Source organism: Sutterella wadsworthensis (assembly GCF_003315195.1).
GTDB classification, from domain to species: domain Bacteria; phylum Pseudomonadota; class Gammaproteobacteria; order Burkholderiales; family Burkholderiaceae_F; genus Sutterella; species Sutterella wadsworthensis.
This window is the reverse complement of record NZ_QNRV01000009.1, coordinates 14617-40749: the sequence shown is the minus strand read 5'-3', so window position 1 is coordinate 40749 and position 26133 is coordinate 14617. Positions and strand designations below refer to the sequence as shown.

General features: G+C 55.7%; 22 protein-coding genes and 1 tRNA gene. 16 read left to right on the top strand and 7 right to left on the bottom strand.

All coding sequences use genetic code 11. From position 1 onward, the window contains the following. Positions 1-106: 106 nt before the first annotated feature. The 3 genes from DES29_RS05560 to DES29_RS05550 all read left to right on the top strand — a co-directional run bounded on the left by DES29_RS05560 (position 107) and on the right by DES29_RS05550 (position 3118). Entirely contained in the window at positions 107-820 is a 714-nt protein-coding gene (locus tag DES29_RS05560) for an ImuA family protein (protein ID WP_021994969.1), read from the top strand. Positions 821-876: 56 nt separating this feature from the next. Continuing rightward, complete coding sequence (locus tag DES29_RS05555) at positions 877-2154, top strand: DNA polymerase Y subunit UmuC family protein (RefSeq protein WP_016473837.1); 1278 nt, start codon at positions 877-879, stop codon at positions 2152-2154. Positions 2155-2419: 265 nt separating this feature from the next. Further along, a complete protein-coding gene (locus DES29_RS05550) occupies positions 2420-3118 on the top strand; it encodes an epoxyqueuosine reductase QueH (protein ID WP_016473836.1) in 699 nt (232 codons plus the stop codon). Between the two features lie 124 nt (positions 3119-3242). On the opposite strand, the gene DES29_RS05545 is transcribed toward DES29_RS05550, so the two are convergent. After that, the gene (locus DES29_RS05545) at positions 3243-5075 is read right to left on the bottom strand and encodes an aryl-sulfate sulfotransferase (RefSeq protein WP_016473835.1); all 1833 of its coding nucleotides are present in this window, start codon (positions 5073-5075) and stop codon (positions 3243-3245) included. 182 nt (positions 5076-5257) lie between these two features. Here DES29_RS05545 and DES29_RS05540 point away from each other — a divergent pair, with 182 nt between their 5' ends. From DES29_RS05540 to DES29_RS05525, 4 genes are all read left to right on the top strand, one after another. Then, complete coding sequence (locus DES29_RS05540; protein ID WP_005431069.1) at positions 5258-6181, top strand: LysR family transcriptional regulator; 924 nt, start codon at positions 5258-5260, stop codon at positions 6179-6181. Positions 6182-6360: 179 nt separating this feature from the next. Further along, positions 6361-7755 (top strand): glutamate--tRNA ligase, encoded by a 1395-nt coding sequence (gltX, locus tag DES29_RS05535; protein WP_016473833.1) that lies wholly within the window; start codon positions 6361-6363, stop codon positions 7753-7755. A gap of 62 nt (positions 7756-7817) precedes the next feature. Continuing rightward, positions 7818-7892, top strand: a tRNA-Glu gene (locus tag DES29_RS05530). 156 nt (positions 7893-8048) lie between these two features. Beyond that, positions 8049-8372, top strand: coding sequence for a cupin domain-containing protein (locus tag DES29_RS05525; RefSeq protein WP_005431072.1), 324 nt, complete (start codon positions 8049-8051; stop codon positions 8370-8372). A 73-nt stretch (positions 8373-8445) separates the two neighbouring features. Here DES29_RS05525 and DES29_RS05520 read toward each other — a convergent pair whose 3' ends face one another. After that, a complete protein-coding gene (locus DES29_RS05520; protein ID WP_005431073.1) occupies positions 8446-8772 on the bottom strand; it encodes an RnfH family protein in 327 nt (108 codons plus the stop codon). A gap of 142 nt (positions 8773-8914) precedes the next feature. Between DES29_RS05520 and smpB the strand changes: the two genes are divergently transcribed. The 8 genes from smpB (at position 8915) to leuD (ending at position 17818) form a co-directional block, all read left to right on the top strand. Further along, the gene (gene smpB, locus DES29_RS05515) at positions 8915-9424 is read left to right on the top strand and encodes an SsrA-binding protein SmpB (RefSeq protein ID WP_005431074.1); all 510 of its coding nucleotides are present in this window, start codon (positions 8915-8917) and stop codon (positions 9422-9424) included. Positions 9425-9466: 42 nt separating this feature from the next. Continuing rightward, the gene (locus tag DES29_RS05510) at positions 9467-10600 is read left to right on the top strand and encodes an ABC transporter substrate-binding protein (protein ID WP_021994966.1); all 1134 of its coding nucleotides are present in this window, start codon (positions 9467-9469) and stop codon (positions 10598-10600) included. A 23-nt stretch (positions 10601-10623) separates the two neighbouring features. Further along, positions 10624-11682, top strand: a complete 1059-nt coding sequence (locus DES29_RS05505; RefSeq protein ID WP_021994965.1) for a FecCD family ABC transporter permease — start codon at positions 10624-10626, stop codon at positions 11680-11682. 13 nt (positions 11683-11695) lie between these two features. Continuing rightward, complete coding sequence (locus tag DES29_RS05500; protein ID WP_005431077.1) at positions 11696-12478, top strand: ABC transporter ATP-binding protein; 783 nt, start codon at positions 11696-11698, stop codon at positions 12476-12478. A gap of 306 nt (positions 12479-12784) precedes the next feature. Next, a complete protein-coding gene (gene leuA, locus DES29_RS05495) occupies positions 12785-14440 on the top strand; it encodes a 2-isopropylmalate synthase (protein ID WP_147145868.1) in 1656 nt (551 codons plus the stop codon). Positions 14441-14687: 247 nt separating this feature from the next. Continuing rightward, complete coding sequence (gene leuB, locus DES29_RS05490; protein WP_005431081.1) at positions 14688-15776, top strand: 3-isopropylmalate dehydrogenase; 1089 nt, start codon at positions 14688-14690, stop codon at positions 15774-15776. Between the two features lie 16 nt (positions 15777-15792). Continuing rightward, on the top strand, positions 15793-17193 hold the full coding sequence (gene leuC, locus DES29_RS05485; RefSeq protein ID WP_016473829.1) for a 3-isopropylmalate dehydratase large subunit: 1401 nt from the start codon (positions 15793-15795) through the stop codon (positions 17191-17193). 10 nt (positions 17194-17203) lie between these two features. After that, positions 17204-17818, top strand: coding sequence for a 3-isopropylmalate dehydratase small subunit (leuD, locus tag DES29_RS05480; protein WP_005431084.1), 615 nt, complete (start codon positions 17204-17206; stop codon positions 17816-17818). 181 nt (positions 17819-17999) lie between these two features. Here the strand turns inward: leuD and DES29_RS05475 are convergent, their stop codons facing one another. The 3 genes from DES29_RS05475 to DES29_RS05465 form a co-directional block, all read right to left on the bottom strand. Next, positions 18000-19496 carry an FAD-dependent oxidoreductase gene (locus DES29_RS05475; protein WP_016473828.1) on the bottom strand — a complete coding sequence of 499 codons (1497 nt, stop codon included), beginning with the start codon at positions 19494-19496 and terminating at the stop codon, positions 18000-18002. A 102-nt stretch (positions 19497-19598) separates the two neighbouring features. After that, positions 19599-20246: a response regulator transcription factor gene (locus tag DES29_RS05470; RefSeq protein WP_016473827.1), complete on the bottom strand. Its 648-nt coding sequence runs from the start codon at positions 20244-20246 to the stop codon at positions 19599-19601. Then, positions 20243-22300 (bottom strand): sensor histidine kinase, encoded by a 2058-nt coding sequence (locus DES29_RS05465; RefSeq protein WP_236578842.1) that lies wholly within the window; start codon positions 22298-22300, stop codon positions 20243-20245. The genes DES29_RS05470 and DES29_RS05465 overlap by 4 nt, the downstream gene beginning before the upstream one ends. A gap of 304 nt (positions 22301-22604) precedes the next feature. Between DES29_RS05465 and DES29_RS05460 the strand changes: the two genes are divergently transcribed. Next, on the top strand, positions 22605-23264 hold the full coding sequence (locus DES29_RS05460; protein ID WP_236578843.1) for a LysE family translocator: 660 nt from the start codon (positions 22605-22607) through the stop codon (positions 23262-23264). Between the two features lie 20 nt (positions 23265-23284). Here the strand turns inward: DES29_RS05460 and DES29_RS05455 are convergent, their stop codons facing one another. Together DES29_RS05455 and DES29_RS05450 are read right to left on the bottom strand one after the other, a co-directional pair. Then, positions 23285-24571 carry a hydantoinase/carbamoylase family amidase gene (locus DES29_RS05455; RefSeq protein WP_016473824.1) on the bottom strand — a complete coding sequence of 429 codons (1287 nt, stop codon included), beginning with the start codon at positions 24569-24571 and terminating at the stop codon, positions 23285-23287. A gap of 329 nt (positions 24572-24900) precedes the next feature. Then, positions 24901-26076 carry an amidohydrolase gene (locus DES29_RS05450; protein ID WP_005431091.1) on the bottom strand — a complete coding sequence of 392 codons (1176 nt, stop codon included), beginning with the start codon at positions 26074-26076 and terminating at the stop codon, positions 24901-24903. Positions 26077-26133 lie beyond the last annotated feature (57 nt).

Here is a 26133-nt window from a genome sequence, read left to right as displayed (position 1 = left end):
TCCTTTCAAGACGAGGGGCCCAGACCGCGCCCCGCATTTTTCCCGTAATCCTTTTTCTGCTTCACTTTGTTCTCGAGCAGTCCGAGAACCTCCAAAGGAGGTTGACATGACGTTTCCCTTTGCAGCCCGAACCAACGCACCCAATACGCGCGCAGCTTCAATGGAGCCTTTGGAAGTTCTCCTCTCAACCCATAATCCCCAAGTCGACAAACTGCTCGGCGGTGGATTCCCCTGCAAGGGATTTGTTGAGCTGCTCACAACCGGTGAACGGCGCGGCGAAATCTCTCTGCTGATTCATGCGCTCGCCCATGTGAAGCGCGTGGTATGGATCCTCCCGCCGCAAGGCTTCACGCCATATGCCCCCGCTTTCGAGGCGGCTGGCATTGATCTTTCCCGACAGCTTTTCGTAGTGCCGGCATCACCCGAAGAAGCCTTTCGCTGCGCCGAAGCTGCAGTCACTTCTGGTGAAGCCGATGCTGTTGTTGCATGGCTTGCGCCGCTCGCTCGAGACGAAGACCGGCGCGCGGTGTCGCGCCTCGCACTTGCTTGTGCTTCTCGAAATGTTGTCTTATTCGGCATTCGCCCAGCTTCGCTTGCGTGCTTACCGCTGACGGCCGATCTCCGTGTTCAGTTTTCCCCCGTGCATAAGGGACGAGAAATCCTGTCTCGCATTCGGACACTGCGGCGCCGCACCTTTATCAACGCGTCCGCATCAGCCGAAATACCGCTTTTTGCGCCAGCTGCTGAACCTCCAAAGCCTTGTGACCGCCCATCAACGCCTCTGCAGCACAGCCTTTTCCCTGAACTTGTTCCTGCTTAGTTCATCTGCATCCGCTTCATCGACTGTCGTCCGCACCAACAGAACCCAAATTCACTATGGCTATTCCTGCTTCAGAACAATGGACTGCACTTTTTCTCCCTCAACTGCTCTTTGCGGCCGATCCGGAACGCCTGTACTCGGGAGGACCTGCACCGAGAGCTCTTCTTATCGAAGATCGTATTGCTGCGCGAAACCGCGAAGCGGTTCGGCTGGGTGTGCGTCGGTGCATGAATGCCAAAGAAGCCCTCTTACAAACGCCCGCCCTGCAGCTCGAACGCTCCGGACAGCTCGTTGGTCAGGAGCTTTCGAGCATCCTGCTTTCTATCGCCCAGTCATTTGGTGCGGCCCTGCTCCTGCAGGCACCTAATTCCGGCGCAGCCGCCATCATTGTGCATGCCGATCAGAGTGCTCTGCAGCAGCTGCTTGACACGGTTCTCCGTTTGAAGTTTGAAGCCTTTGGCGGCAGCGGCAGCTCCCCCCAGAATGCGTTGAGTGCCGCCGTCAAGGAAGCCCAATCCGTTCAGGCAGATTACGATGCCCAAGCGCTTTTAATGCATACCGTTCTTAAAGAGAACCTCATTGCGAAGCCTGCTCCGGAAACCTTCCGCCTGCGTATCGGCGTTCCTTCTTTTAACTTCAAACTCCAGCTCGAGCGTCTTGAAGCAGCGTTTGCTGCGTGGACAAAGACCGTCAAAACCAATGCCGTTTCCTGCACAATCCGCGCCTACGATCCGGTCGGCCGCATCCTGCACACCTCGTCTGTACTGGGCGGCAATCTTTTGATCCCAATAGGCAAGTCTGCGGCTGCAGGTCGAATCAGGCTGCACAAACTTTTGTACAAAGCGGTCCTTGAAGAACAAGCCGCCAATCTGGAGCTGGAAGTCGTCCCCTTTCGTCAGACAGCAGACGGCGAAGCCGCAACCTCCCCGCTGGTTCGCTCACTCACCCAAATCGTTGGCCGTTCACGCGTCTATCAATTAGCGCTGACTGGAGACCTGCGGCCAGAAGCTGCGCAGCAGCACGTACCCGCCCTTAATTTGTCCGGCTCGGCACATCAGCGCGAACCGCTGCCCGCATATGCCCATATCCTTCAGGCTTCGGCAGCCGATCTTCCGCCCATTGAAATTTTTCCTGAAATTCAGTCATTGCCGGCCTCAGGAGGGCTTCCAATATTCAATGGTCCGCTTGAATTGCTCGATGGTCCTAAACGACTATCATCGGCAGCAAAAGATCCTCGCAGGTATTATCGAGCCCGCAGTGCAACTGGAGAGCTGCTGTGGATTTTTCAAGATCTTCAAAACCGCCGCTGGTTCCTGCAAGGTCGATTTGCCTAACGACGATTCCACCGCTCTCGCCTATGAATAATGGTAGATTTGGCAGATTTTTCTGCAGCTGCAGTGTCATCACGATCAAGACGGCACAAACAAAGAGGATGTGCCGAAATCCTGAGTGTTGACAAAAAAAGCAAATGCCCTTCGTTCACGGCGGCGAATGTGCTAGTGCCACTGAAACAGGCGTGATATCAAGAGCCCTTTTCTTCCGACACGTTTTTGCAGCAGCCTACAAACGATCGATTTATTTTCAACAGTATTCAAACTCATGACGGAAGCTATTCACCCGGTCTTGCTGCACAGCTGCTGCGCCCCATGCTCAAGCGCCATTCTTGAATGGCTGACGCAGAACGGATACGCACCTACGGTTTTTTACTTCAACCCAAACATTTTCCCGGCACAAGAGTATCTGACTCGCAAAAACGAATGCCAGCAGTACTGCCGCAAACTCGGCATTCCTTTTGTGGACGGCGACTACGATCACGCGTTGTGGCGCGAAGCGGTCAAAGGGCTTGAGCATGAACCCGAAAGAGGTCTTCGCTGCCGCGCGTGCTTTGGCGTGCGCATGCTTGCAACCGCAAAATGCGCTCAGCGGCTGGGCATCGAATCGTTTACAACAACCCTGGCGGGCAGCCGCTGGAAGCGGCTTGATCAAATCCGAGAAGCTGCCGAGGAGGCGGCGCGTCTTACTCCCGGCACTCGCTATTGGGATATGAATTGGCGAAAGGGCGGTCTTCAGCAGCGCCGAGGCGAACTGCTGGCTCAGGAAGGCTTTTACAACCAACTCTGGTGCGGGTGCGAATTTTCCATGGGACACCTCACCATGCGTGCCCCGGAAGACCTTCCTTCATATGTACGGGATTTCGTAAAACAACTCGGCAGCGCAAAAAACAAAGAGGGGACTCAGCCAGCGTCGCCCTCGCCCGTACAGTCGCCGATTGTTCCGCCCAACCATCCGAACGTTTAGAAAAAACGACGCTCTGGAAGGAGAGAAGCCAGAGCGTCGTTCATAAGCGCCATCGGCCAAAAACGGCTTAAGACCCTTTTTTATGCAGAAGCATTCTAAATAAATGCTTCTGTATTACCCAATCTTATTTGGCATGATTGAAGGCTTTCTGTACGCGGAACGGCATAGCCTGATAGCCCATCGACCCATTAATGCGGATTTCAACTGCAGGCTCAGTTGAACCCCACTTGAATTCCTGCAGATAGGGAGATGGCGCTCCGACCGCCTTACCCTTCACAAGCACCATTTCCGGCGTGGCGGAATAAACCATGATCGAGTCCTTGTCGTCCTCATACTGCGTGAGCGATGTCACCGGGCTGTACCAGCTGTGACCGCGCTCTTTGCCGTATTCCCAAAGCTGTTCGACGGTGCGCTTTTCCTGATCAACCTTGAAAACGACGGCGCGCGAATATTTCATTTCAGGCAGCGCCGGCTGTTCGAGTCCGCGTCCATCGCCGTTGTCAAATGCAGTCACATAAACGAAACGCTTATCGGACTTCGAATCAATGCGGAATGCGGTGTGCTGCGTCCAGGTCCAGTCAAAGTTTGTCCCTTCACACTTGCCCTGCTGGCACTTGAGGGGCTTGCCGTCCTTATCGACCGGCGTCAGAACCTTATCGGACCACTTGGCCTGCCAGCCGTCCGGAGCGCCCAAAATCCACTTGACCTGCTTATCGCGGCCGATTTTGATAATCGCGGACTGATGACGCGAGGAAATGATGATGGAGTCGTCCGTCGGGTCATAGTCGACAGAGTTGACATGTGCCCAGTTGCGGCCGATGCCAACGCCCGTAATGTCGCCGAAGTGCTCTTCCTTATCCATTGCCGCAAGATCAGCGCTCGAGAGTGTCTTGCCGGCGCTGTCGGCATCAAGATTCAAGCAGACAGCCCCCTGGTCGAGCGATTTGATAACGACATCGCGGTACGGATCCAGAATTTCCCACAAGCGCCAATCGTCAACCACTCGGCCGGCAGGCGTAACTTCCACGATAACGTCGCGCACCGTGCGGACATTTCGGCCGTCAGGACGTTTCACATCGTTGGCCGCTACACGCAGCAAATAGTTGCCGTTCTGGGCCTGATCAAACGAATGTGAGAAGTCAGCGTAACCTGCAGGCAGGCGGCGATTGAAAATCTCGCGTCCCATAATGTCGTACTTGACATAACGCTGCCCGTAGCCCCATGTGAGTGCGCCGTCGGCACCCTGCTGGAAGCCCATCATCACACCGCCGTGATAAACATTTTCCATGTCATAGATGGAATCCACGTTCATGTACCAGCGTACGGCGCCGGTCGCGTCAATAATGGCGTTCTGCGGGTAGAAGCACCATTCGAGCGCACCGCCCGAAGGGTTGTTCCAAACAACGCGCGAACCTTTGGGCGGAGAAACGAGCAGATTGTTGACGAGGTAGAGGCGGTCCTTAAATTCACCGTCCATCTTGACGACCTTCGTGTCAAACATGGTGGATTTCTGTGAGACCGTACCATTGCCTTCTGTATAAACAGGAGGCGCATAGATCTGATAGCTTTCGCTGATCTTTTTCTGTTCGCCCTTGAGATCGGTGCGGGTGTAGGAGACCTCTACCGTATTCACATAGTCGGGATAAAGACCGAAAACCGGAATGCCGCCGTGGGTCAGGACTTCGCTGCGATCAACGTCGTACTTAATCTCCGAGCCATTAGGCTTAGGAACAATGCGTACTGAGACATCTGAGAGTGCATAGCCGCCTGAACGAATAATCGCTGTGAGCGGCGCAATCTTGTAGGGATTCGTGATGACTTCGCCGATTTGACCCTGTTTGGCATATTTCACTGCCGCGCCGGAAGCGCCGCCAGCCGCCATAGAAGTCGCGGGCACCATGGCCGCAGCGAAGAGAGAAAGGACGGAAACGGCAATCGCGGTTTTACTGATGCGCATTAATATCTCCTTTGGTCGAAAATAATTGAGCGTTGAAGTGTTTCCAATCAGAATTCCGAGATTCTGAACACTTCTAAAAACTTTCTTAAGCGTCAAAAAGATCTTATAGATCATTCATTTTTATGAATATTCACGCTTCTCATCGCTGAAATTGCGCCTTTAGCATCTTGGACTTTTGCAAAATGCAACTCGACCGAACACCGCCTTATTCTTCGCTGCTTTTATTGAAAACACTGTGTGAGAAGCGCAATCTCGCAGCGGCAGCCGAAGTTCTTGGTCTGTCGGCTTCGTCAGCGAGCCGCCACCTGAGCGAAATGCGGGAGCTTTTTGACGACAAGCTTTTCACACGATTCCCCGGCGGCTTAGTGCCTACCCGCCGAGCACTGGAAATTGCGGCGCAGTCCGAGCCGATTCTGGACGGCTATGCCGCGCTCATGCGTCCCGCGCGCTTTAATCCTGCGGAAATGACGCGGGAAGTGCGAATCGGCTGCGCCGACAATGCTCCTTTTTCGCTTTTCCCAAAATTCGCCGACTGCCTTCTTCAGCAAGCACCAAACATCACGATCTCATTTCTGCCGCTAGCCGAAGATCGATTTCTTCAGCTTTCAAGCGGCGAACTGGATTTTGTGGTTTCGCCAGTGATGGCGGTTCCGCCGGGTTTGCGCAGCATCGTGATTGGACGCAATGAATATGTGCTTGCAGCAGGATTTGGCAGTCCGCTGGCCGCTGAAAGCCGCACTTCGCCGCTCTCGACCGAGCGAGTGCTGCAGGAATCTTTTGCTGATGTCTGCTTTCGAACTCAGCCGGGAGCCCCTTATACGACGCTTCGAGAAATCGCTTTTCCCGATTGGCGTGAGGCGCGGTCATCACTGCGCACCACGAATTTTCTTTCCGCGGTGACGACATTAAGCTCGAGCCGTCTCATCATGGTGCTGCCGAAGAAAACCGCTGATACGCTCGCCAATGCCGGTCTAGTGGCGATTGTTGAAACCCAAGCCAAAAGCGTCGTTCAGACGCCGCATCTCATCTGGCACCATCGCACAGATCAGGACCTCGCCATGCAGTGGGTGCGCTCCGTCCTCCTTTCTTCGGCGCAAGAGACTTAAAAACAGCCTGCTGAATCTTCGATTAGATTCAGTCCGGTGAAAGCTGCGCCCTGTAGTCTTGTGAAAGCCTAAAATAACTAGTTTCACCCATCGAGCCGCCAGAAGCCGCCTGTGTGTCATAGTCTGCTGCTTCATGAGCCGACCGACAATACAACCCATCCTCTTCAAGAAGGACAACCATGAAGGAAATTCGCACCCGCATTGCGCCGAGCCCTACCGGCATGATGCACCTTGGAACCGCCCGAACGGCGATCTACTGCTGGGCAGTCGCCCGCCATTTCGGCGGCAAATTCCTGCTGCGCATTGAGGATACCGATCAAGTACGTTCCACAAAGGAAGCGGTGCAGGTCATTCTCGACGGCATGAAGTGGCTCAATCTCGATTATGACGAAGGTCCTGTCTATCAGATGGACCGCCTTGCTCGATATCAGGAAGTCGTCGACGAAATGCTCGCGGACGGCCGCGCCTACTATTGCTACGCCACTCCCGAAGAACTCGACGCTCTGCGCGAGCAGCAGCGTGCCGCCGGTCTCAAGCCTCGCTATGACGGCCGCTGGCGTCCGGAAAACTGTGTGGGACGCCCCATTCCCGAAGGCGTAAAGCCCGTCATCCGATTCCGCAATCCTGATGAAGGCTCCGTGACCTGGAACGATGCCGTCTACGGCCCCATCACCGTGTCGAACGCCGAGCTCGATGACCTCATCATCATGCGCAACGGCATCCCGACCTATAACTTCGCCGTGGTGGTAGACGACTGGGATATGAAGGTGAGTCATGTCATCCGCGGCGCGGACCACATCAACAATACGCCTCGGCAGATCAACATCTACAAAGCCTTGGGCGCGGAAATTCCGGTTTTTGCGCACCTCCCGCTCATCTGCGGACAAGACGGTCAGAAGCTTTCGAAGCGCCATGGCACGGTTTCTGTGCTTGAATACGAAAAACAGGGCTATCTGCCCGAAGCGATCTTCAATTACCTCGCGCGCCTCGGCTGGGGCCATGGGAATATGGAGAAATTCTCGCGTGAAGAGCTTGCCGAAGTGTTCGACCTCTCCGACTGCTCGAGAGCTTCCGCCCGCATTGACTGGAAGAAGCTCGAATGGCTTAACGGTCAGTACATGAAGGAAGCCGATGACGATCGCCTCGCCAAGCTGGTGGCTTCGCGCATCGAGGCCCGCGGAGGCATCATCGCCAACGGTCCGGATCTCGCGAGCGTCTGCGGGCTGCTCAAGTCCCGCAGCGCCACGCTCGAAAAACTCGCTGAAGCTGCGCTCTTCTTCTACGCCGAAAATGCCGTCAACGCTGAAGAAGCCGCTAAGGTTCTCGCCGACGGCGGACGCGAAGCGCTTGAACTCTTTGCCCAGAAACTCAAAGCGCTTGATGCGGAAACGCCTGAAAACGTTTATCACTGCATTCAGGAAGTGATGGCCGAACGCAGCATTCCGATGAAGATTCTTGCCAACCCGCTGCGCGTCCTCGTCTGCCGCGCTGACCGCACGCCGCAGATTGACCGCACGCTCTGTCTTATTGGCCGTGACAAGGTACTGGCCCGTATCGCTGAAGGGTTGGCTTAATTTTTAGCCGCCTCTTGCGGAGAAAGATGCTTTCACATATAATTCGCTTTCTCCGCAAAGACGTCCCCATCGTCTAGTGGTTAGGACGGCAGCCTCTCACGTTGTCAACATCGGTTCGAATCCGATTGGGGACGCCATTCAAAGATACCTGTCAGGCAGTTGCCTCGACAGGTTTTTTTTGTTTTCCAAGGCAGAAAACAAATTTGAGATTTTTGTTCACAAAGTGATTGCCTCGCAATCATTTCGGCAGACTATTCTTGCAAGTATTAAAAATATCCTTGCAAGGATTCAAGATGATTAAAAATCTCGAAAAAAGTACTGTCATCAAACTGAAGGATCAAGTTCCTTACCTCGCGGGGCAAGTTGTCAGCAAGACGCTTGCACAGAACGATTCTCTGAGCTTAACGGTCTTCTCTTTCGATAAAGGAGAAGAAATCAGCACGCATCAGTCCGGCGGCGACGCGATGGTGACAGTTCTTGAAGGTACCGGACGGTTCACGATTGACGGAGAGCCGCACCTCGTTAAAGAAGGCGAAACCATCGTCATGCCGGCCAAACATCCTCATGCGGTGTACGGTGAAGAGCGCTTCAAAATGCTTTTGACGGTGGTCTTCTAAAAGATCGAAGATCAGCCCATCTAGAGAGAGGCGGCATCGAGCTGCCTCTCCTTCAAAAAGGAGACGCGACTCCTCACTCTTCCTTATCCAAGCGATGTTTGCCGCCATGGCGCCCCGCTGTCACCACGCGCACATCGCCCTGACGTTCAGCACGGCGACGGCGCGCCTCTTTAGGGTCTACCAAGAGCGGCGCAGAAATTTCCAGCCGGTCCCCGTCATGAAGCACCGTCATCACGTCCGCCCGACGGCCGAAAACAGATAGTCCTTCTCCTGACGCCAACTTTCGACCGGCCTGAGCGAGCGCCTCCTCCGCAATGACGCCGTCCTCGAGATCGAGTTCACGCTCCTTGGCGTGCGTTGCGCCACCTTCAGCCCAAATTTCACACAACGTGATGCGCATGTCGGTCTCCAAAACAGAAAAACGATAGAATTTACAGCCTTGCGGCACGTAAAGCAATGCCGCCCAGCTTCGGAGCTGCCCATCCTGCCCAACTTGCAGGCGTGAGGTCAGCAGCCGAAATACTTTGAAAAAGGAGGCCGTCATGGCCGCCAACAGCAATAAAAAAACAACCAAAAACACCCAGCCGCGCATTCTGAATAAGCGCGCAACTTACGACTACGCCATTGAGGAGCGCTACGAAGCAGGGCTCGTCCTCCATGGCTGGGAAGTCAAAAGCGTTCGCGCAGGCCGCGCCCAAATTAACCTTGCCCACATCTACATTCGTGACGGCGAGTTGTTTCTCTGCAATGCACATATGAATCCGGCAGACCAAGCCTGCACGCACGAAACGCTTGAAACGAATCGTACGCGCAAGCTCCTGATGCATCGCCGTGAAATCATGAAGCTGATCGGCCGAGTGGAGCGTCAAAGCTACACCTTAGTGCCGCTCAACCTGCACTTCAAAAACGGCCGCGTCAAGGTTGATCTCGCACTTGCCCGCGGCAAGCGGGAATATGAAAAGCGCGATGACGAAAGCAAGAAGGAATGGAAGCGCGAGCAGGAACGCATCATGAAAAAGGATGCTCGCGGGCGTCACATTCTCAACGGTTAATGCGGCACTGAAACGCTCAATATCTGACTGGAGGCTTTTGTCATGCGCTTGAAGAACACTTTTGCCAAACTTTCAGGAGTTGCCAGCGGTCTTCTTCTGAGCGGGCTGCTCGCATTGAACGGGGTTGAGGCTCGGCTCGTTTCGGATGACAACGGCACCTCAGTTGATGTGCCTGAACACATCAGCCGCATCGTCGTTACGAATATTCTGCCGCTGGCCTCCGCCGTCACCATGTATTTGGGCGACGGCTCGCGCATTGTCGGCATGCATCCGGCCAGTATGTCAGCGGCGAAATCTGGACTTTTGGGTGAGCTTCACCCAGAGGTGCTTCAGGCTGATACGCACTTCATTCAGGGCGCAAACCTTAACCTGGAATCGCTCATGGCTTTAAAGCCTGATCTTGTGCTCATCAATGCCTCCGATCGCCGCATGCTTGATCGGGTGCGCGCTGCCGGCCTCACCGCTTTCGGCATCAGTGCGGTGAAGTGGCACTATGACGTAGAAGCCACCTACGAGGGCTGGATGCGATCCCTGAAGGCGCTTTTTCCGGATGTCAAAGCCAATTCTGCGGCGATGGCCGAAAAATTCCGGCACTACCGCACCCTCATCGCTGAACGGACGTCCAACCTTTCAGACGCTCAGCGCCGTACCGTTCTCTTCATTATCCGCACGGATGCTCGTCAGCTGGTGGTGTCAGGTGAAAAATTCTTCGGCGAATACTGGGCCAAAGCGGTCGGCGCTAAAAATGCCGCTCATGAGCTTAAAGCAGAAAACGCCAATGCCGTCGTCACGATGGAAAGCATTTATGCATGGAATCCAGACATTGTGCTTCTCACTAACTTCACGCCGCTCCAGCCCAATGATCTGATTGAAGGCCGCGATGCCGGCCGTGATTGGACGTCCGTCAAAGCCGTGAAGGACAGGCGCGTTTATAAAATGCCGCTCGGCCTTTACCGTTCCTTTACGCCGACAGCGGACACGCCGCTCACGCTTTTGTGGCTCGCAAAGACCATTTATCCGGAACGCTTTGCCGATATTGATCTTCAGGCCGAAACCGAGCATTTTTACCGCGATGTTTTCGGTTTGTCGCTCACAGAGGCGCAAATCAAAACCATCTATGCACCACAGGCCCGAGCCTCGGTCGGTCTGACAGGCTCAGTAAGAAGCTCGCGCTGATCCGATAACCTCGGGTGCAAACCATGCACGAATCCGTTGTTGACCCGCAGCCTGCGCCCAATTCCGCCGATCTTGCTGCTGAGAATCGGCGCCGTACCGCGCTCAAACTCCTCGGCATCGCTGCGGTTATAGCCGCTGCAGCCGTTTTTTCGCTCTGCGCCGGCCGCTACGGCCTCTCCATCGCCGACATTCTTGACGCACTTCTCCATCCCAATGCCGGCACAGCCGCATCCAATGTCGTCTGGCATGTTCGCCTGCCGCGCATCTTGCTTGCGCTCTTGGCGGGAGGCGGTCTAGCCCTATCCGGCGCAGCGTTTCAAGCGCTTTTTGCTAATCCGCTGGCCGCCCCGGATACCTTGGGGGTTGCGACTGGCGCCTCCTTTGGGGCCGTCCTGGCGATTTTCTTTGGCCTCCCTGCCGCCGGCATTCAGATGGGCGCCGTGCTCTCCGGCGCTGCCGCCATACTGCTGGTGATGCTCGTAAGCCGCACCCGGCCCGGAGAATCCGGCTCCATCTTGATGATTGTGCTTTCCGGCATGGTTGTCGGCGCACTCTTCACGGCTTTCGTCGGCATTGTGAAATTTGCCGCTGATCCGCAGGATGCACTGCCTTCAATCACCTTCTGGATCATGGGATCCCTCACGGGGGCGGGACTGCCGCAGATCCTTGCCAGCCTGCCGCTGCTTGTCATCGGCTCTGCCGTTCTGCTGCTGCTTCGCTGGCGGCTTAACATTCTGGCGCTTCCCGCTGATGAAGCGGCAAGCTTCGGCGTCAATACCCAAGCGCTTCGCTGGACGGTGATTCTGGCCGCTACTGTCGTGACGGCCTCCGTCGTTTCGATCTGCGGCCTGATCGGCTGGGTAGGCCTCCTGGTGCCGCATGCTGCACGCATGCTCTTTGGAAGCGCCAATGAACGCGTTCTGCCGGCTTGTCTGCTTTTAGGCGGACTGTTCCTTTTGCTCATCGATACGGCTGCCCGCTCTTTATCAGAAGCGGAGATCCCAGTCTCCATCCTCACGGCGATCGTCGGTGCGCCGGTATTCATCCTGCTGCTTCGCCGTACCGGCGGACGGTTCGGTTAAAGGGGGCCGCCCGATGCAAATCGAAGTTCGCAACGGTGCCTTTCACTACCCTAATGGGAAAAGCGTTCTGCAAAGCGTGAATTTCAGCTTCGACGGCCGCGGCGTCTTTGCCGTGCTCGGACCAAACGGAGCAGGAAAAACAACGCTCCTTAAGTGCCTTCTCGGCCTGCTGCCTTGGAGTTCCGGCGCCTCGTTCTTCAACGGACGAGATCGCCGAGAGTGGTCAACGCGTGAATTTTGGCGCCGCACAGCGTATGTGCCGCAGGCTCGAGCGTCTGCGTTCGCCCCGTTGACTCTGCGAGAACTGGTTGTGCTCGGCAGAAGCGCGAGAATCGGCGCCTTCTCGCAGCCGAGCCGCACCGACTGGACGGCTTGCGACCATGCCATGGAGCTTGTCGGTATCCGTGTGCTGGCTGAGCGCCTCACTACCGAGGTCTCTGGAGGACAGCTCCAGCTTGCCTACATCGCACGTGCTTTGGCTGCAGAACCTGAACTCCTCGTACTGGACGAACCTGAAAGCAGCCTTGACTTCAAAAATCAAGCCGCAGTGCTCAATGTCATTGATCAGCTGACGAGTTCAGGTCTGGGAGTCATCCTCAACACACACTTCCCCGCCCATGCTCTCGCTCGTGCAGCTTCCGGCATCCTCGTCCCGCAGGGGAAGCCGCCGATCTTTGGAACGGCCGCTGAGCTCTTTTCAGAGGCAAAGCTTTCAGCGCTGTTCGGTATCGACGTCCGCATCCGCACGCTTGATTTCGACGGTCGACAGACCCCGGTTGTCGCCGCCGTCTCCTGAGCCGCAATCCTTACTGCGGACAACTCGGACGGTGCACACTGCTTGTCGCCAGTTGCCGCAGCAGCACGCGCTCTGTTCGCAAAAAACTTTTTTCTGCAATCAGCGTTTTTGTGATTAACCAACTTTTCAAAAGAACGAATTGAGTAAAAACATCTAGTTCACACCTCAAATATTCATCCTTTCTTTGAACATTCCTTGACAATATCGAGGTTGAGGGGTATGTTTTTCGACATTCGGCAGAATGAGGAGTCTGCCCGAAACTACACAACCACCATCCTCAAAAGAAAGAACGAAGGAATTTCCAAAATGGCCGACAACCGAGTCATCATCTTCGATACGACGCTGCGCGACGGTGAACAGGCTCTGCCTCAGAGTCTCTCCATGCGTCAGAAACTGCAGATCGCGCTCGCGCTCGAAGAGCTCGGCGTGGACGTCATTGAAGCAGGCTTCCCTATTTCGAGTCAGGGCGACTTTGAGAGCGTTCAGACGATTGCTCAAACACTGAAGCGCTCCATCCCATGCGGTCTGTCGCGCGCGATACTCAAAGACGTTGAATGTGCCGGCGAAGCTTTGAAAGTTGCCGAGCACTTCCGCATCCATACCTTTATCGCCACTTCATCCATTCATGTGAAGGATAAGCTCCGCAAATCCTTTGACGATGTTCTGGCCATGGGCGTCGCTGCCGTCAAATGCGCCCGCCAATATACCGACGATGTGGAATTTTCATGCGAAGACGCGGGCCGTACGCCGATCGATCAGCTTTGCCGCATGGTTGAAGAAGCCATTGAAGCCGGCGCTACCACCATCAATATTCCTGACACCGTGGGCTACACGGTGCCGATGGAGTTCGGCGGCATCATTTCTCAAATTCTGAACCGCGTCCCCAATATTGATAAGGCTGTGCTCTCTGTACACTGCCACAATGATCTCGGCATGGCCACTGCCAATTCACTCACAGCCGTGCAGATGGGGGCGCGCCAGATCGAATGCTGCATGAACGGCTTGGGCGAACGGGCAGGCAACTGCTCTCTCGAAGAGGTCGCTACCGCTATCCGCCTGCGCGGCAAAGTTTTGGGCGGCGTTGAAACCGGCATCGTATCGAAAAATATTGCCCGCACCTCAATGCTCGTCTCTAAGATCTGCCACGAACCTGTCCCTGCCCACAAAGCTATTGTCGGTTCGAACGCCTTCTCTCACAGCTCCGGCATTCATCAGGACGGCGTCCTTAAGAACCGCGAAACCTACGAGATTCTCACGCCGGAATCCGTGGGCTTTGCGAGCAATACGATGTTGATGACGGCACGTTCCGGCCGCCACATGATTCAGGACTGCCTGCGCAAACTCGGCTACGCCGACGACGAATACGATTTGAACGATATTTACGCGCGCTTCCTAAAACTGGCAGACCGTAAAGGACAGGTTTTCGATTACGACTTGGAAGCGCTGCTCTTCTTCACGAAACTCGATGAAGAGGACGACCTCTATCATCTTGACCAAATGAACGTCATGTCGGGGTCAAACGGCTCCATCCCGACGGCGACGGTTCGCCTGCGCGTCGGCCGCCGTACGCGTACGGAGTCGAGCATTGGCAACGGTCCGGTGGATGCCGTTTTCAACTGCATCACTCATTTGACGGGGGTGAAGTTCACGCTGAAGAGCTATGAGATTTCTGCTAATGGCTCCGGCATGGACGCCTTGGGTCAGGTGGACGTCACGATTGAAAGCGAAGACGGCCGAATCTTCCACGGCATGGGACTCTCAACCGATGTAATTGAGTCGTCATGCCTGGCACTTCTGCGTGCCATCAATAACATCGAACGCGCCAAACGCATTCAGAGCGAGAAAAAGCGGCCGGGACATACGGCTAAGTTCTATAAGGCTGAAGCCGAAAGTCTCGGTGACGACGCAGACAAGCCGGCAAAACCTGTTCGCAAACCGCGCACCCGCGCTCCAAAAGCGTAAGCATCCTTTTAAAAAAACCTGCCACTGCCTGCGAAGCCGACTTCGCAGGCAGTTCAAATCACCTCAGCGACTCCACATCATTTCAATAAGCTCAGGACCCGCACGTTCCAGGCTTACGACTATAAAAACGCACGCCTATCGCCCGCTTCCCGAAGCTTCTGCCACTTTCATAAATACTGACTGCGGCTGCTGACCGGAATTGTCTTCCGAGGCAGTCGACCGCAGCCGTGCATAGGACCTGAAGAATATGACCCGCAACCATCGCATTGCAGTTTTGGCCGGCGACGGCATCGGCCCCGAAGTTATGCGCGAGGCACTCCGCGTACTCGATGCCGCCGCAAGCAAATTCGGCTTTACCGTTGAGCGTACGGAAGAACTCGTGGGCGGCGCCGCCATTGATGCCTGCGGCACGCCGCTTCCGGAAAAAACAATTGCAGCCTGTGACGCTGCTGAAGCCATTCTCTTTGGCAGCGTCGGCGGCCCGAAGTGGGATCATCTCCCGCACAAACAGCGTCCGGAAGCGGGGGCGCTGCTGCCGCTGCGCAAGCGCTACAAGCTCTTTTGCAACCTGCGTCCGGCACGCATCTTCCCGGGACTCGACAGTCTTTCTCCCTTGCGCGCAGACATCTCTGCTCGAGGCTTTGACATGGTCATCGTGCGCGAACTCACGGGCGGCATTTACTTCGGCACACCGAAAGGCCGTACTGGTGAGGGCGAGGACGAGAAGGCTTTTGACACCGAGGTTTATTCCCGCCGCGAAGTGCGCCGCATCGCCAAGGCCGCATTCGAAGCCGCCAAAGGACGCCGCAAACACGTCACGTCAGTTGACAAAGCCAATGTGCTCGCCACCTCAGTGCTTTGGCGCGAAACAGTGGATGAAGTGGCCCGCGACTACCCTGACGTCAAACTCGAACACGTCTACGTCGACAACGCCACGATGCAGCTGATCCGCGATCCCTCTCAGTTCGATGTGATGCTGTGCTCGAACATCTTCGGCGACATTCTCTCTGACGAGTGCGCCATGATCACGGGTTCGATGGGACTGCTCCCCTCAGCATCTATCGGCGAAGGCGGCTTCGGCCTCTATGAACCTGCCGGCGGTTCTGCACCCGATATCGCCGGCAAAGGGATTGCCAATCCCATTGCTCAGATCCTTTCAGTAGCGATGATGCTGCGCTATTCGCTCAACGAGCCGCAGGCAGCCGATGCCATTGAAGCCGCCGTTACGGATACGCTTGCCGCCCGAGAAGTCACTGCGGACCTTGCCCGCGCGGCTGGCACCAAGCCGCTCAACACGCGCGAAATGGGCGATGCGATCTGCCGCCGTCTGGCCTGACTGAGAGGTGAATACCATGGGAAAAACACTCTACGAAAAGGTTTATGACGCCCACGTGGTGATGCAAAAGCCCGGCGAACTGCCTCTGCTTTACATTGACCGTCACATCATTCATGAAGTCACGAGTCCTCAGGCTTTCGCTGGTCTGCGCGCAGCCGGCCGCAAGCTCCGTCGTCCCGACCTGATGCTCGCGACGATGGACCACGACATCTCTACCCGAAAGCCCACGCTTGACGCATGCATGCCGCTTGCCAAAAAGCAGGTGACGACGCTGATGGCCAACTGTCAAGACTTTGGCGTCACGCTCTACGGTCTGGGCAATCCTGGTCAAGGGATTGTGCATATCGTGGGACCGCAAAGCGGTTTCACGCTGCCCGGCACAACCTTGGTTTGCGGAGATTCGCATACGGCCACTCACGGCGCCTTCGGTGCTTTGGCCTTCGGCATTGGTACGTCCGAAGTCGAACACGTCATGGCGACGCAGACGCTCAAGCAGCAGCGCTTAAAGACCATGCGGATCCGCTGCGACGGCCGACTGCGTTCGGGCGTCTACGCCAAAGATTTGATTCTTGCCATTGCCGGCAAACTCACCACTGCCGGCGGAACGGGCTATGCCGTTGAATTCGCAGGAGAAGCCGTGAAGGCCCTCACGATGGAAGGGCGCATGACGCTTTGCAACATGGCGATTGAAATGGGTGCCAAAGTCGGCATGGTCGCACCGGATGAAGTCACCTTCGAATACGTGAAGGGACGCCTCTTCGCACCGAAGGGCGCAGAATGGGACGAGGCTGTTGCCTATTGGAAGACACTGGCCACAGACGAAGACGCTCAGTTTGACAAAGAAGTGGTGCTCGACGCTGCTGCGCTCGAACCGCAGGTGACCTGGGGCACGAACCCTGGTCAGGAAGGTGCCCTCACGGGCTGCGTCCCAACACTTGAAAGCTTCGACAATCCTGTCGCACGCCAGAGTGCAGAGGCCGCGCTCGCCTACATTGATCTGAAGCCGGGACAAAAGCTGATCGGCACGCCGATCGACACTGTTTTCATCGGCTCATGCACAAATGGCCGCATTGAAGACTTCCGTGAAGCTGCACGAGTCGCCAAGGGCCGCAAGGTTGCACCCGGCGTGCAAGCACTTGCTGTTCCGGGCTCTATGGCAGTTCGCGAAATGGCCGAAGCCGAAGGCATTGCCAAGATTCTCTCGGATGCCGGTTTTGAGTGGCGTCTGCCGGGGTGCTCGATGTGCCTCGCGATGAACGACGACCGCGCGGAAGAAGGCTCGCGCGTGGCGAGCACGTCCAACCGCAACTTCGTCGGCCGACAGGGCAAAGGCAGCCGTACGCATTTGATGAGCCCGGCCTCTGCTGCCGCAGCCGCAATAGCGGGTGCCATTGCCGATCCGCGCGATTATCTCTGAGAGAGCAGCCATGCAGAAATTCACTCGTTTCACTTCGAAGGCCGTTCCGCTCAACCGCGCGAACGTCGACACGGACCAAATCATCCCCAAGCAGTTCCTGCTTGCAGTGGATCGCAAGGGTTTTGGCCATCACCTCTTTCACGATCACCGCTGGCTGGATGCCGAAGAAACAAAGCCCAATCCCGACTTTGTACTTAACTTCCCCGTGTACAAGGGTGCAGGCATCCTCGTCGCTCAGGCCAATTTTGGCAATGGTTCGTCGCGCGAACACGCCCCCTGGGCACTTCTTGAATACGGCTTCCGCTGCGTTATTGCGCCGTCCTTTGCGGATATTTTCAAGAACAATGCGCTCGGCAACGGACTGCTGCCGGTTGAACTTAAACAAAGCGAAATCGACCAACTTTTCCAGGTGCTGGAAGCCAATCCCGGCATGGAGATCACAGTCGACCTCGAAAAGCAGACGGTCGATGCGGGCAGTCTTCACTTTACCTTTACCGTTGACCCCTTCCGCCGCTGGATGATGCTCGAAGGTCTGGATGCCATCGGCCTCACACTTCAGGATGAAGACAAGATCGCGGCCTACGAAGCCTCAATGCCTGCCTGGCGGGTCCACGCGCTGCACTAAATAATCTACGTTAGGAAAGGTCGGCATAAACTGCCGGCCTTTTTTTCAGCGAGGATCAAAGATCCTTAGTCCTTTGCGTGGCCAGACAAACAAATGGGAAGTCGTTGATGCAACTTCCCATTCTTGTTTCTTGTGGGGGCCGAGACAATTGGTCACCGGGCCCCCTCAATGCCTCGCCGGATTATTTGTCAGCGAGAATCTTGCGCACTGCCATACGGCCGGAGTTGATGGCAAATGCGGAAGCCGTGCCTTCACCCACCTTCAGGTCATAGGAGTCGCCGTACACGCCGCCGGCGTCATGACCGATGGCATAAAGCCCCTGGATGACATGGTCGTTCTTATCAAGCACCTGCAGGTCGGCATTCACCTTGACGCCGTTCAAGCTCGTGAGCGTATTAAGCTTGCCGCGAACCACATAGAACGGACCTTCGCTCACGGCGCGCAGATAGTACTTATCCTTGCCGAACTGGTCATCACGGCCCTGCTTGGCAAACTTCGTCATCATGTCAGCGGAAGCCTTCAGCGTGGCGGGATCCATGCCGGCCTTCTTAGCGACTTCTTCAATCGTATTGCCGATGAAGACGTTGCCCTTGGCTTCGTTAGCCTTCAGGAGTGCATCGAGCTGCGTAGCAGCCTGATGGCGCTGAATGAAGTTGCCGCAGGGATTGGGATAGCCTTTGCCTTCCGTGGAGAATTCGCGCTTGGTGGCTTCGTCAAAGACGATGTAGGTCCATTCACCCGTACGAGCGATGGCATTCGACGCCTGGGGCCAGTCAATCGTCAGCTCTTCATTGAAGAAACGGCTGCCGGTGCTGTCCACATAAAGGAGCCCCTGACGGAAGAGCGCGCGCACCTCTTTATTCGCACCGTTGCAGATGGCCTCGCCCTCGGCTGGCATGAATGCGCCGTTGATCATCATCGGCCCCATGTTGTCGCCGATGGCGCCGACATCCATGGCCATCTTGATGCCGTCACCCGTACGACCGGGCGCGCCGACCGGAATCATGTCGATGCCGGTGAGCTTCTTCACCATGTCCACATTGAAGTTGTAGCCGCCGGTGGCAAGAATCACGTTCTTGGCGTTAACGGTGATGGTGTCGCCCTTGGCATTTTTAGCCACCACGCCTTCAACCTTACCGTCCTTGTAGATAAGCTTCTCTGCCGGCGTGGAGAGCAGCAGCGTGCCGCCCTTGGCCTTAAAGGTTTCAACCATGGCCTTTGGGAGCGAACCGGCGCTCGGATAGATATGCCACGTCAGATCAGCCTTGTCACGCCAGGCGGTCTTCACTTCCTTCCAATGCACGCCGTGGTCGTAAACCCACTGGATCGTGTCGCCGGAGAGATCAACGAAGGCCTTCACCAACGGTGCATTGATGCGCCAGTGGTGATAAGCAGCCATTTCATTGAAGGCCTGAATCTTCGTGAGCTTGACGCCTTTTTCCTTCTGCATGAAGGATTCCGCGGCAAACGAACCTTCCATAAAGTTGCCGGCACCGCCCGCAAAGGCATTCTTCTCAAGCATCAGAGTTTTGAGGCCGCCCTCAACGGCGCTCACGGCCGCGACTGTGCCGCCCGCACCAGCACCGACCACAACGACGTCAACGTTATAGGTCTGGTCAGCTGCCCACGCCGGAGCAAAAGTCATGGCCACTGCAGCCGCGATCAGAACTTGCTTCATATATCTTTCTCCCTTTGATGAGTGAGGTGTGCTCGCGAGGTTATGAACCTCGTGCTTAAAGAGAAAGATAAAAAATCATTTCCTTAAGTAATTTTGCAGTCGTCAAGAGTCGGCATCAGCGGAACTGAGCGCCGCTTTAAGGCGCGGAATGAGGAGTGCGAACTGTTTAACAGAATGAACACCATACGCCTTATAAATCTGAGCACGGTAAACCTGCACAGTGCGTTCGCTCAAATTCAGACGTTCAGCAATCGCCGCGTCGTTCATCCCATCCATCATGAGGTCGAGCACACGGCGAGGGCGTTCCGTGAGCGACGCTGCTGAGGCCGCCAGATTTTCGGGCAGTACCGCGCCCGCCGCCAAAAGTTGGGAACGTTCAACCGTACGCGCAACAACCTCCAGAAGTTTTTCAGGGTCTACGGGCTTCAAAAGGAAATCATCGGCCCCGGCCTTGAGCGTAGCGATGGCTGCATGAATGTCGGAATAGCTGGTGATAAAGACAATGGGAACCCTTGAGCCCATCAGGTTGAGTTTCTCCTGAAGTTCCGGTCCGGAAAGATCGGGCATGCGAACATCTAAGAGAATGCAGCCCGGTCTGGAGCGATCAAAATCTTTGAGAAGATCAAAGCCGGACGCATAAGCGGAGACGAGCCAGCCCTCACACTCAAGCATGAACTTTAAGGAGTCGCGCACCTCTTCTTCATCATCAACGACGCGTATCAATGGTTCCTGCGGTTTCATTGACTTCATTTTTTTGGCTCCTCTTTATTGTCGAGCGTATTCGGCGCCAAACCGCTCGGCATCGACTTTTTCACATCACAAGTCTCTTGAATTTCACGGTCAGCAGTCTCTCCTTCGAATTTCAGCGGCAGTTCGAGCACCGCTTCTGCGCCCCCCGCCTCAAGCGCCCGCAGACTGAAACTGCCGCCGTGGGCTTCTGCAATCGACTGAATAATGACGATGCCAAGGCCAATGCCCTCCTTCTTTTCGCTGCTCATCGGCGCCATGTGCCGTTCGAGCTCGCCAGGCGCCAGACGTCGACCAGTGTTGACCACTTGAAGCCGCGCGCAGCGGCCGTTGGCAGAAAGATTGACGCGAACGGATGCACCGTCTTCCCCATTGATGCCGCCTGCAGCGGCTTCTGCCGCATTTTTAAGAATATTCAAAACCGCAAGTCCCAGCTCAAGTTCGTCTCCCGGGATCTCTACCTCCACGGTCTTGACGCGCGTCGGCACAGTCAGCCGACCTGAACGCCGCAAATCGGCAGCGGCTGTTTCCACCAGCAAATCCAAACGAACGGGGGCTTCGCGCGATGTTTCTCCCTTGGCATAAGCTCGAACCTTCTGCAGAATGCGGGCAGCCTTTGCACTCTGCGCATCTATGGTCTTTAAGCAGTCATTCATTAAATCCCGGCGCGGGGTCGGTGCGGCAAGCAGCGTCTTCAGTGCGCGGGCACGATAGCGAATAGCCGAGAGCGGCTGTCCCATTTCATGCGCAAATATCGAAGAAAGCTGACTCACAACCCCAAGACGCGAGAGCGCCGCAAGACGCTCTTCAGTCTTCAAAGCCTTGTCTTCAATTTCTCGCTGCCGAACATAAGCATCGTTCAATTCCCTGGCACGAGACTGCGCCAAACGTTCCACCGAGACGGAATGGAATACAAATCCCGCCAGCAAAGCAAGCGCAGCTGCAATGAGGGGCCAAAAATCTCGCCAAATACGGCTGAGCGTCCAGTCCCGCAGATAGGCGTAAGGCCCGATTCTGAGGACATGGAAGACATCATTGACTCTTGAAAATTCCGTCGCAACGCTCCAGCCCATACCGCTTGACGGATCAATCGGCATGGCAAGAATCGTTTCCACCATGCGTTTTGTCAGCTGAGGCGCCATGTTGTCGGTGGTGAGTGCCACTGTCCACCCGGGAAAGAGTTCCGTCGAGCGCAGGCACGACTGATTGCCCCCCGAAACGAGCGCCGTTGGCCGGAAGGACTGCTTGAGCTGCGGCCATTTGGCAATCAGCGTTTCATATTCACAGACACGAAAAACGCCGATGTCGGCTTTGCGCTCCAAAAGCAGCCGGAGAACTTCCTGCGGTTTGTCGTTGGTGAAATACTGCTTGAAAAAGAACCGATCTGGATTAAACCCAGCATTGGCAATAGCGGCAAGCGGCAGCTGATAGTTGATGAAGTTCGCTTGACTATTGAAGACGGCTCGAGCGCCCTTCATATCTGCGATCGTTTGAATTTCCGGATGATCTGCGGTGGTCACAAAGAGTGCCGCAGTAAAACGATTGGGATCCGGGAAGCGGGCGGTATAAACAGTCGCAAGCGCATAAGCGCCGTATGACCGCAGCTCCACATACTGCCCTGCACTCATGAGCGCATAGTCAACCTCATGCCTTTTAACCGCTTCAGAGAGAGCCGGCAGTTCGTACTCTATAAACTGGAAATGGACGTCAGGCATCATGCGGCGCAGATGCGCAACCAAAGGCCTGCGGATATCGGTTTCGCCCGGTTGGTAATTATTTTCGCCGTAAGCCAGCATCGGTTTTAAAAAACCGAAACGAACAAGCGGCCGGCCATTGGGCGGCACCGCCGACAAAGCGGCCTCATCGGGCGAGAGAATGGCTTCCTCTTGCCCGATTGAACGCCCATCCAAAGGAACTTTGATGTCAGCATTCCCGCCGGCAGAAACACTGAAAGGCGATAAAAGCAGCAATATTGCCAAAACCATCGATGCCCAGAGCCATTGAGGCAGGCGATGCCGCCGGCATTGAAAGATGGAATAAGAACGGTGCGAGAACATATGCCTGAGTATAGGTGAGCCGCAGATCCGAAGAAACAAGGCCCCCCGAGCTTAACGATGGGCTTGAACTCAAACACCTGCTGGCGACGATCTTTGATGAACTGCGCCTCAGCTGTGTCAGCAGCGAATCCAGTCCATACGCTTCCCAATCATTCACGGCAAACTAAGGTCTTTCGATGGATCAGCGTTTATCCACCTTGAGGATCTCTGCTCAACTTTCTATAGTTTTCTAGAATTTATGGATGGCGTATTGCTGTACACCTGTTGTCTGTTAAGTCACCCCCACAGTACCGTTCGCTTTCTCATGAACGACCTGCCGCTCTACTTCGCGCTTACCTTCCTCACGATTCTCTCGCCTGGCGCTGGTGTGCTCTTCACCGTGACGAGTGCGCTTCGAAGCGGCTTTCAAGATGCATGGCAGGCTCCGCTGGGTAATGTCCTCGCATCAGCCTGCGTCGCTGTAGCCTGCGCGGCCGGCATTGGCGCGATATTGACTGCCTCACCGCTCGTCTTCAGCATCGTGCAGGGACTCTCTGCTCTGGTACTCCTTTATCTGGCCTGGCGCAGCTGGCATGCACCGGCTAACGGCTTTGCTTCGCTCGCAGACCCTGCGGCTACCGTCCATCACCCGTCAGCACCCCCTGCCAAACGGCCGCACGGCGCCTCGCTTTTTACGTCAGCTTTTTTGCTGCAGCTAACGAACCCAATGCTGTACGTCTTTCAGGTTTCGTTTCTGCCTCAATTCATCACCCCGTCAGACCCTTATGTCCCGCAGACAGCACTCCTCATCGCCATTTTTGCCGGCAACGGCATTGTGATTCACTTTGCATACAGCTACGCTGCAGCCTGGGCGAGGAAATTTCTGGCAAGCCCGCGGGCAGCACAGCTCATCAATCGCATCAGTGCTCTGCTCTTTTGCTGCTTCGGCGTTAGTGTTCTTTTGAAAGCGCTGATCGGCAGCTGATTATCACTGCGGCAAGACGCCTACCTGTCAAAATCCATGACCGTGCGCGCCAAAATGCCGGCAGCATTCAGAAAATCGTCCATTGCCATGTATTCATTCGGATTGTGAGAGCCAAACCGATTGGCAACAAAGAGCATCGCAAAGGGAACGCCTGCCGCCGCAAAATTCATAGCATCGTGCCCGGCACCTGACGGCATCCGCTGCGTGCCGATTTTCAAAATATCTGCTGACGTTTCAAGCTTTTTCATCACGCCTTCGTCGGCCTCCACGGGGGCAATGCGCATCAGCGGATCTGTCTTAAAAATGACCCCCGTCTCTTCTGCAGTCTCCTGGAGAATGGCTTCAACCTTCTTTTCGAAGAGGTTCAGTTCGGCTGCCGAAAGTGAACGAGCGTCGAGCGACACAATGCACTCGCCCGCGATCTTATTCATCGACGCAGACGGGCTCGTGCGAATCACGCCTGTCGTTGCTACCAGATCACGTCCGAGCGAGAGCTCGTGCTGCCAGAAGTCATAGAGTCTGGAAGAAAACCTTGCACAGGCAAGCGCCGCGTCTTTGCGGTACGGAAAATCCACTGCCCCTGCGTGTGCGGTCTCACCGATCGCTTGAATCGTACGGTGACGAATCAATCCGCGAATGCCCGTCACAACGCCGACGCGATCAGTGACGGCATTATCCAAACGAGCGCTCTGCTCAATGTGAACTTCAATAAAAGCGGCTATTTTTGCAAAATCGACGCAATGTTTGCCGGAACTGACTGCTGCCGGATCCACACCGATACCCGTCAGCAATTCCCTCAGCGTTGGACCGGCTGAACCAGACCGCATACGGCGGCTGAGATCGTCTTCAGTGAGTTGTCCCAACATACCGAGTGAACCGAGGAGACCTTCCTCTTCTCCGCGCATGATGACAACGCGAAAGTCCCGCTTGGGTGAAAAACCCAGATACTGCATCCACCGTGCAGTGCAGAGCGCCGCCACAATCCCGGCCAAGCCGTCATAGTTTCCGCCGTCGGGTACGCTGTCACAATGACTGCCGGACACCACCGCAGGCAATTCCGGGTCTGAGCCGCGCAGGGTTCCCCAAACATTGCCGGCAGGATCTGTCTCAACTTGAAGCCCAAGTCCGCAGCACACATCGCTTAAATACTTGAGCACCCGTCCTTCTTCGGGCGAATAGGAGGTTCGCGTGACGCCTGTGAGTGGTGCCGGCGACTGTGAAAGCAAACGAACATCCGCAAAGATCTTTTCGGCAAAAGCTTGGGACTGCTCCGTAAAGTCCGTCTGCGCCCAGTTCAAATCGTGCATGGCCAGCTTCTCCTTAAGCACATCGTATTGGTTCGCCGCCCGCGGCAGCCTAGTCTTCAACGTCAAAATGGATTATGACGATTCAAGCGTTCTTCCATCGCTCGAGAGCTCGGCAATCTTCCCAAGCGAACACCATCTTTATCAGTCTTTGCATTGTCTAAGAGTGATTTTCTGCCTTAGAAAGTAAAGTGATCACTCACTTTTGCCTGCCGCTGATCTCATAAATGCCAGGCACCAGCTCCTCCAAAAAACTGCCGCTCTCCAGACCCATCTGAAGAGCGGCAGCAACAAGGTTTTATGGCGGCAGCTTTAAGTAGCAGCCAACAGCATCAATGCAGTTCAACGCCGAGGAAGTCCAGCGCGGTCTGAACATGAAGCGCTGCACCCTTGACCAGCACTGATTCGTCCACACGGTAACAGCCGTGATGCTGGGGCCAAACAGCGCCCAACGCTTCATTACGTACGCCAAGGAGCACCATAGCGCCTGGAATCTTTTCCTGATAATAGGAAAAGTCTTCACCGCCCATCATCTGAGGAGCTTCAAGCACACCGTCCTCGCCGAAAATCTTCTTGGCAGCCCCGGCCGCTACATCAATCATCTTCGGATCATTGATGGTGACCGGCACGAGGTATTCGTATTCCACTTCTGCAGTGCCGCGCATGGCTTCAGCCGTCGACTTGGCAATGCGTGTAATACGTTCAGCGAAACTGTTGCGCACCTCGGGATTAAAAGCACGCGTCGTGCCTTCAAGTTCTGCCGTGCCTGCAATGACATTGAAGCGCGTGCCGCCGGTGAATTTGCCCACCGTCACAACGGCTGTGTCGATCGGGTCGAGTTCACGGGAAACGAGGCTCTGGAGGTTCTGCACAATGGCCGCGCCCATCACTACGGCATCAACCGCACGCTGCGGCTGTGCGCCGTGGCCAGACTTGCCGATAACCTTGACCTTGAAGCGGTCGCCGGAAGCCATCATTGCTCCCTTGCGCATCGCAACCTTGCCGGCGGCTACATCTGACCAGACATGCATGCCGAAGCAAGCATCCACACCTTCGAGCGCACCCTCTGCAATCATTGACTGCGCACCGCGGCCAATTTCTTCTGCTGGCTGGAAAGCGAACACCACTGTGCCCTTGAGCTGATCCTGAATGTCATGAATCATGTGCACGGCAGTGAGCAGCATCGAGATGTGGCAGTCATGACCGCACGCATGCATCACACCAGGATTCGTGCTGGCATAAGGCAATCCGGTTTCCTCCTTCACCGACAAAGCGTCAATATCGCCTCGCAGGAGAATCGTGCGGCCCGGCTGCTTCCCGGAAATGCGTGCGAGCGTCCCTGTGCCCATACCGCAGGGGCGCCATTGCACACCCAGCTTGTCGAGTTCTGCGCGGATGCGCTCCGCCGTTTTGAATTCCTTGGCGCTTTCTTCCGGATGCTGATGGAAGTAGCGGCGCATTTCGACCTGATAGTCAGAGTATTTAGCAATAAGGTCCTGAAGTGTCATTTCAACGGTCCCGAAACGAAGGAAGGCGCTTTCCGCGGGGTCCCTGAACGCCCGGGG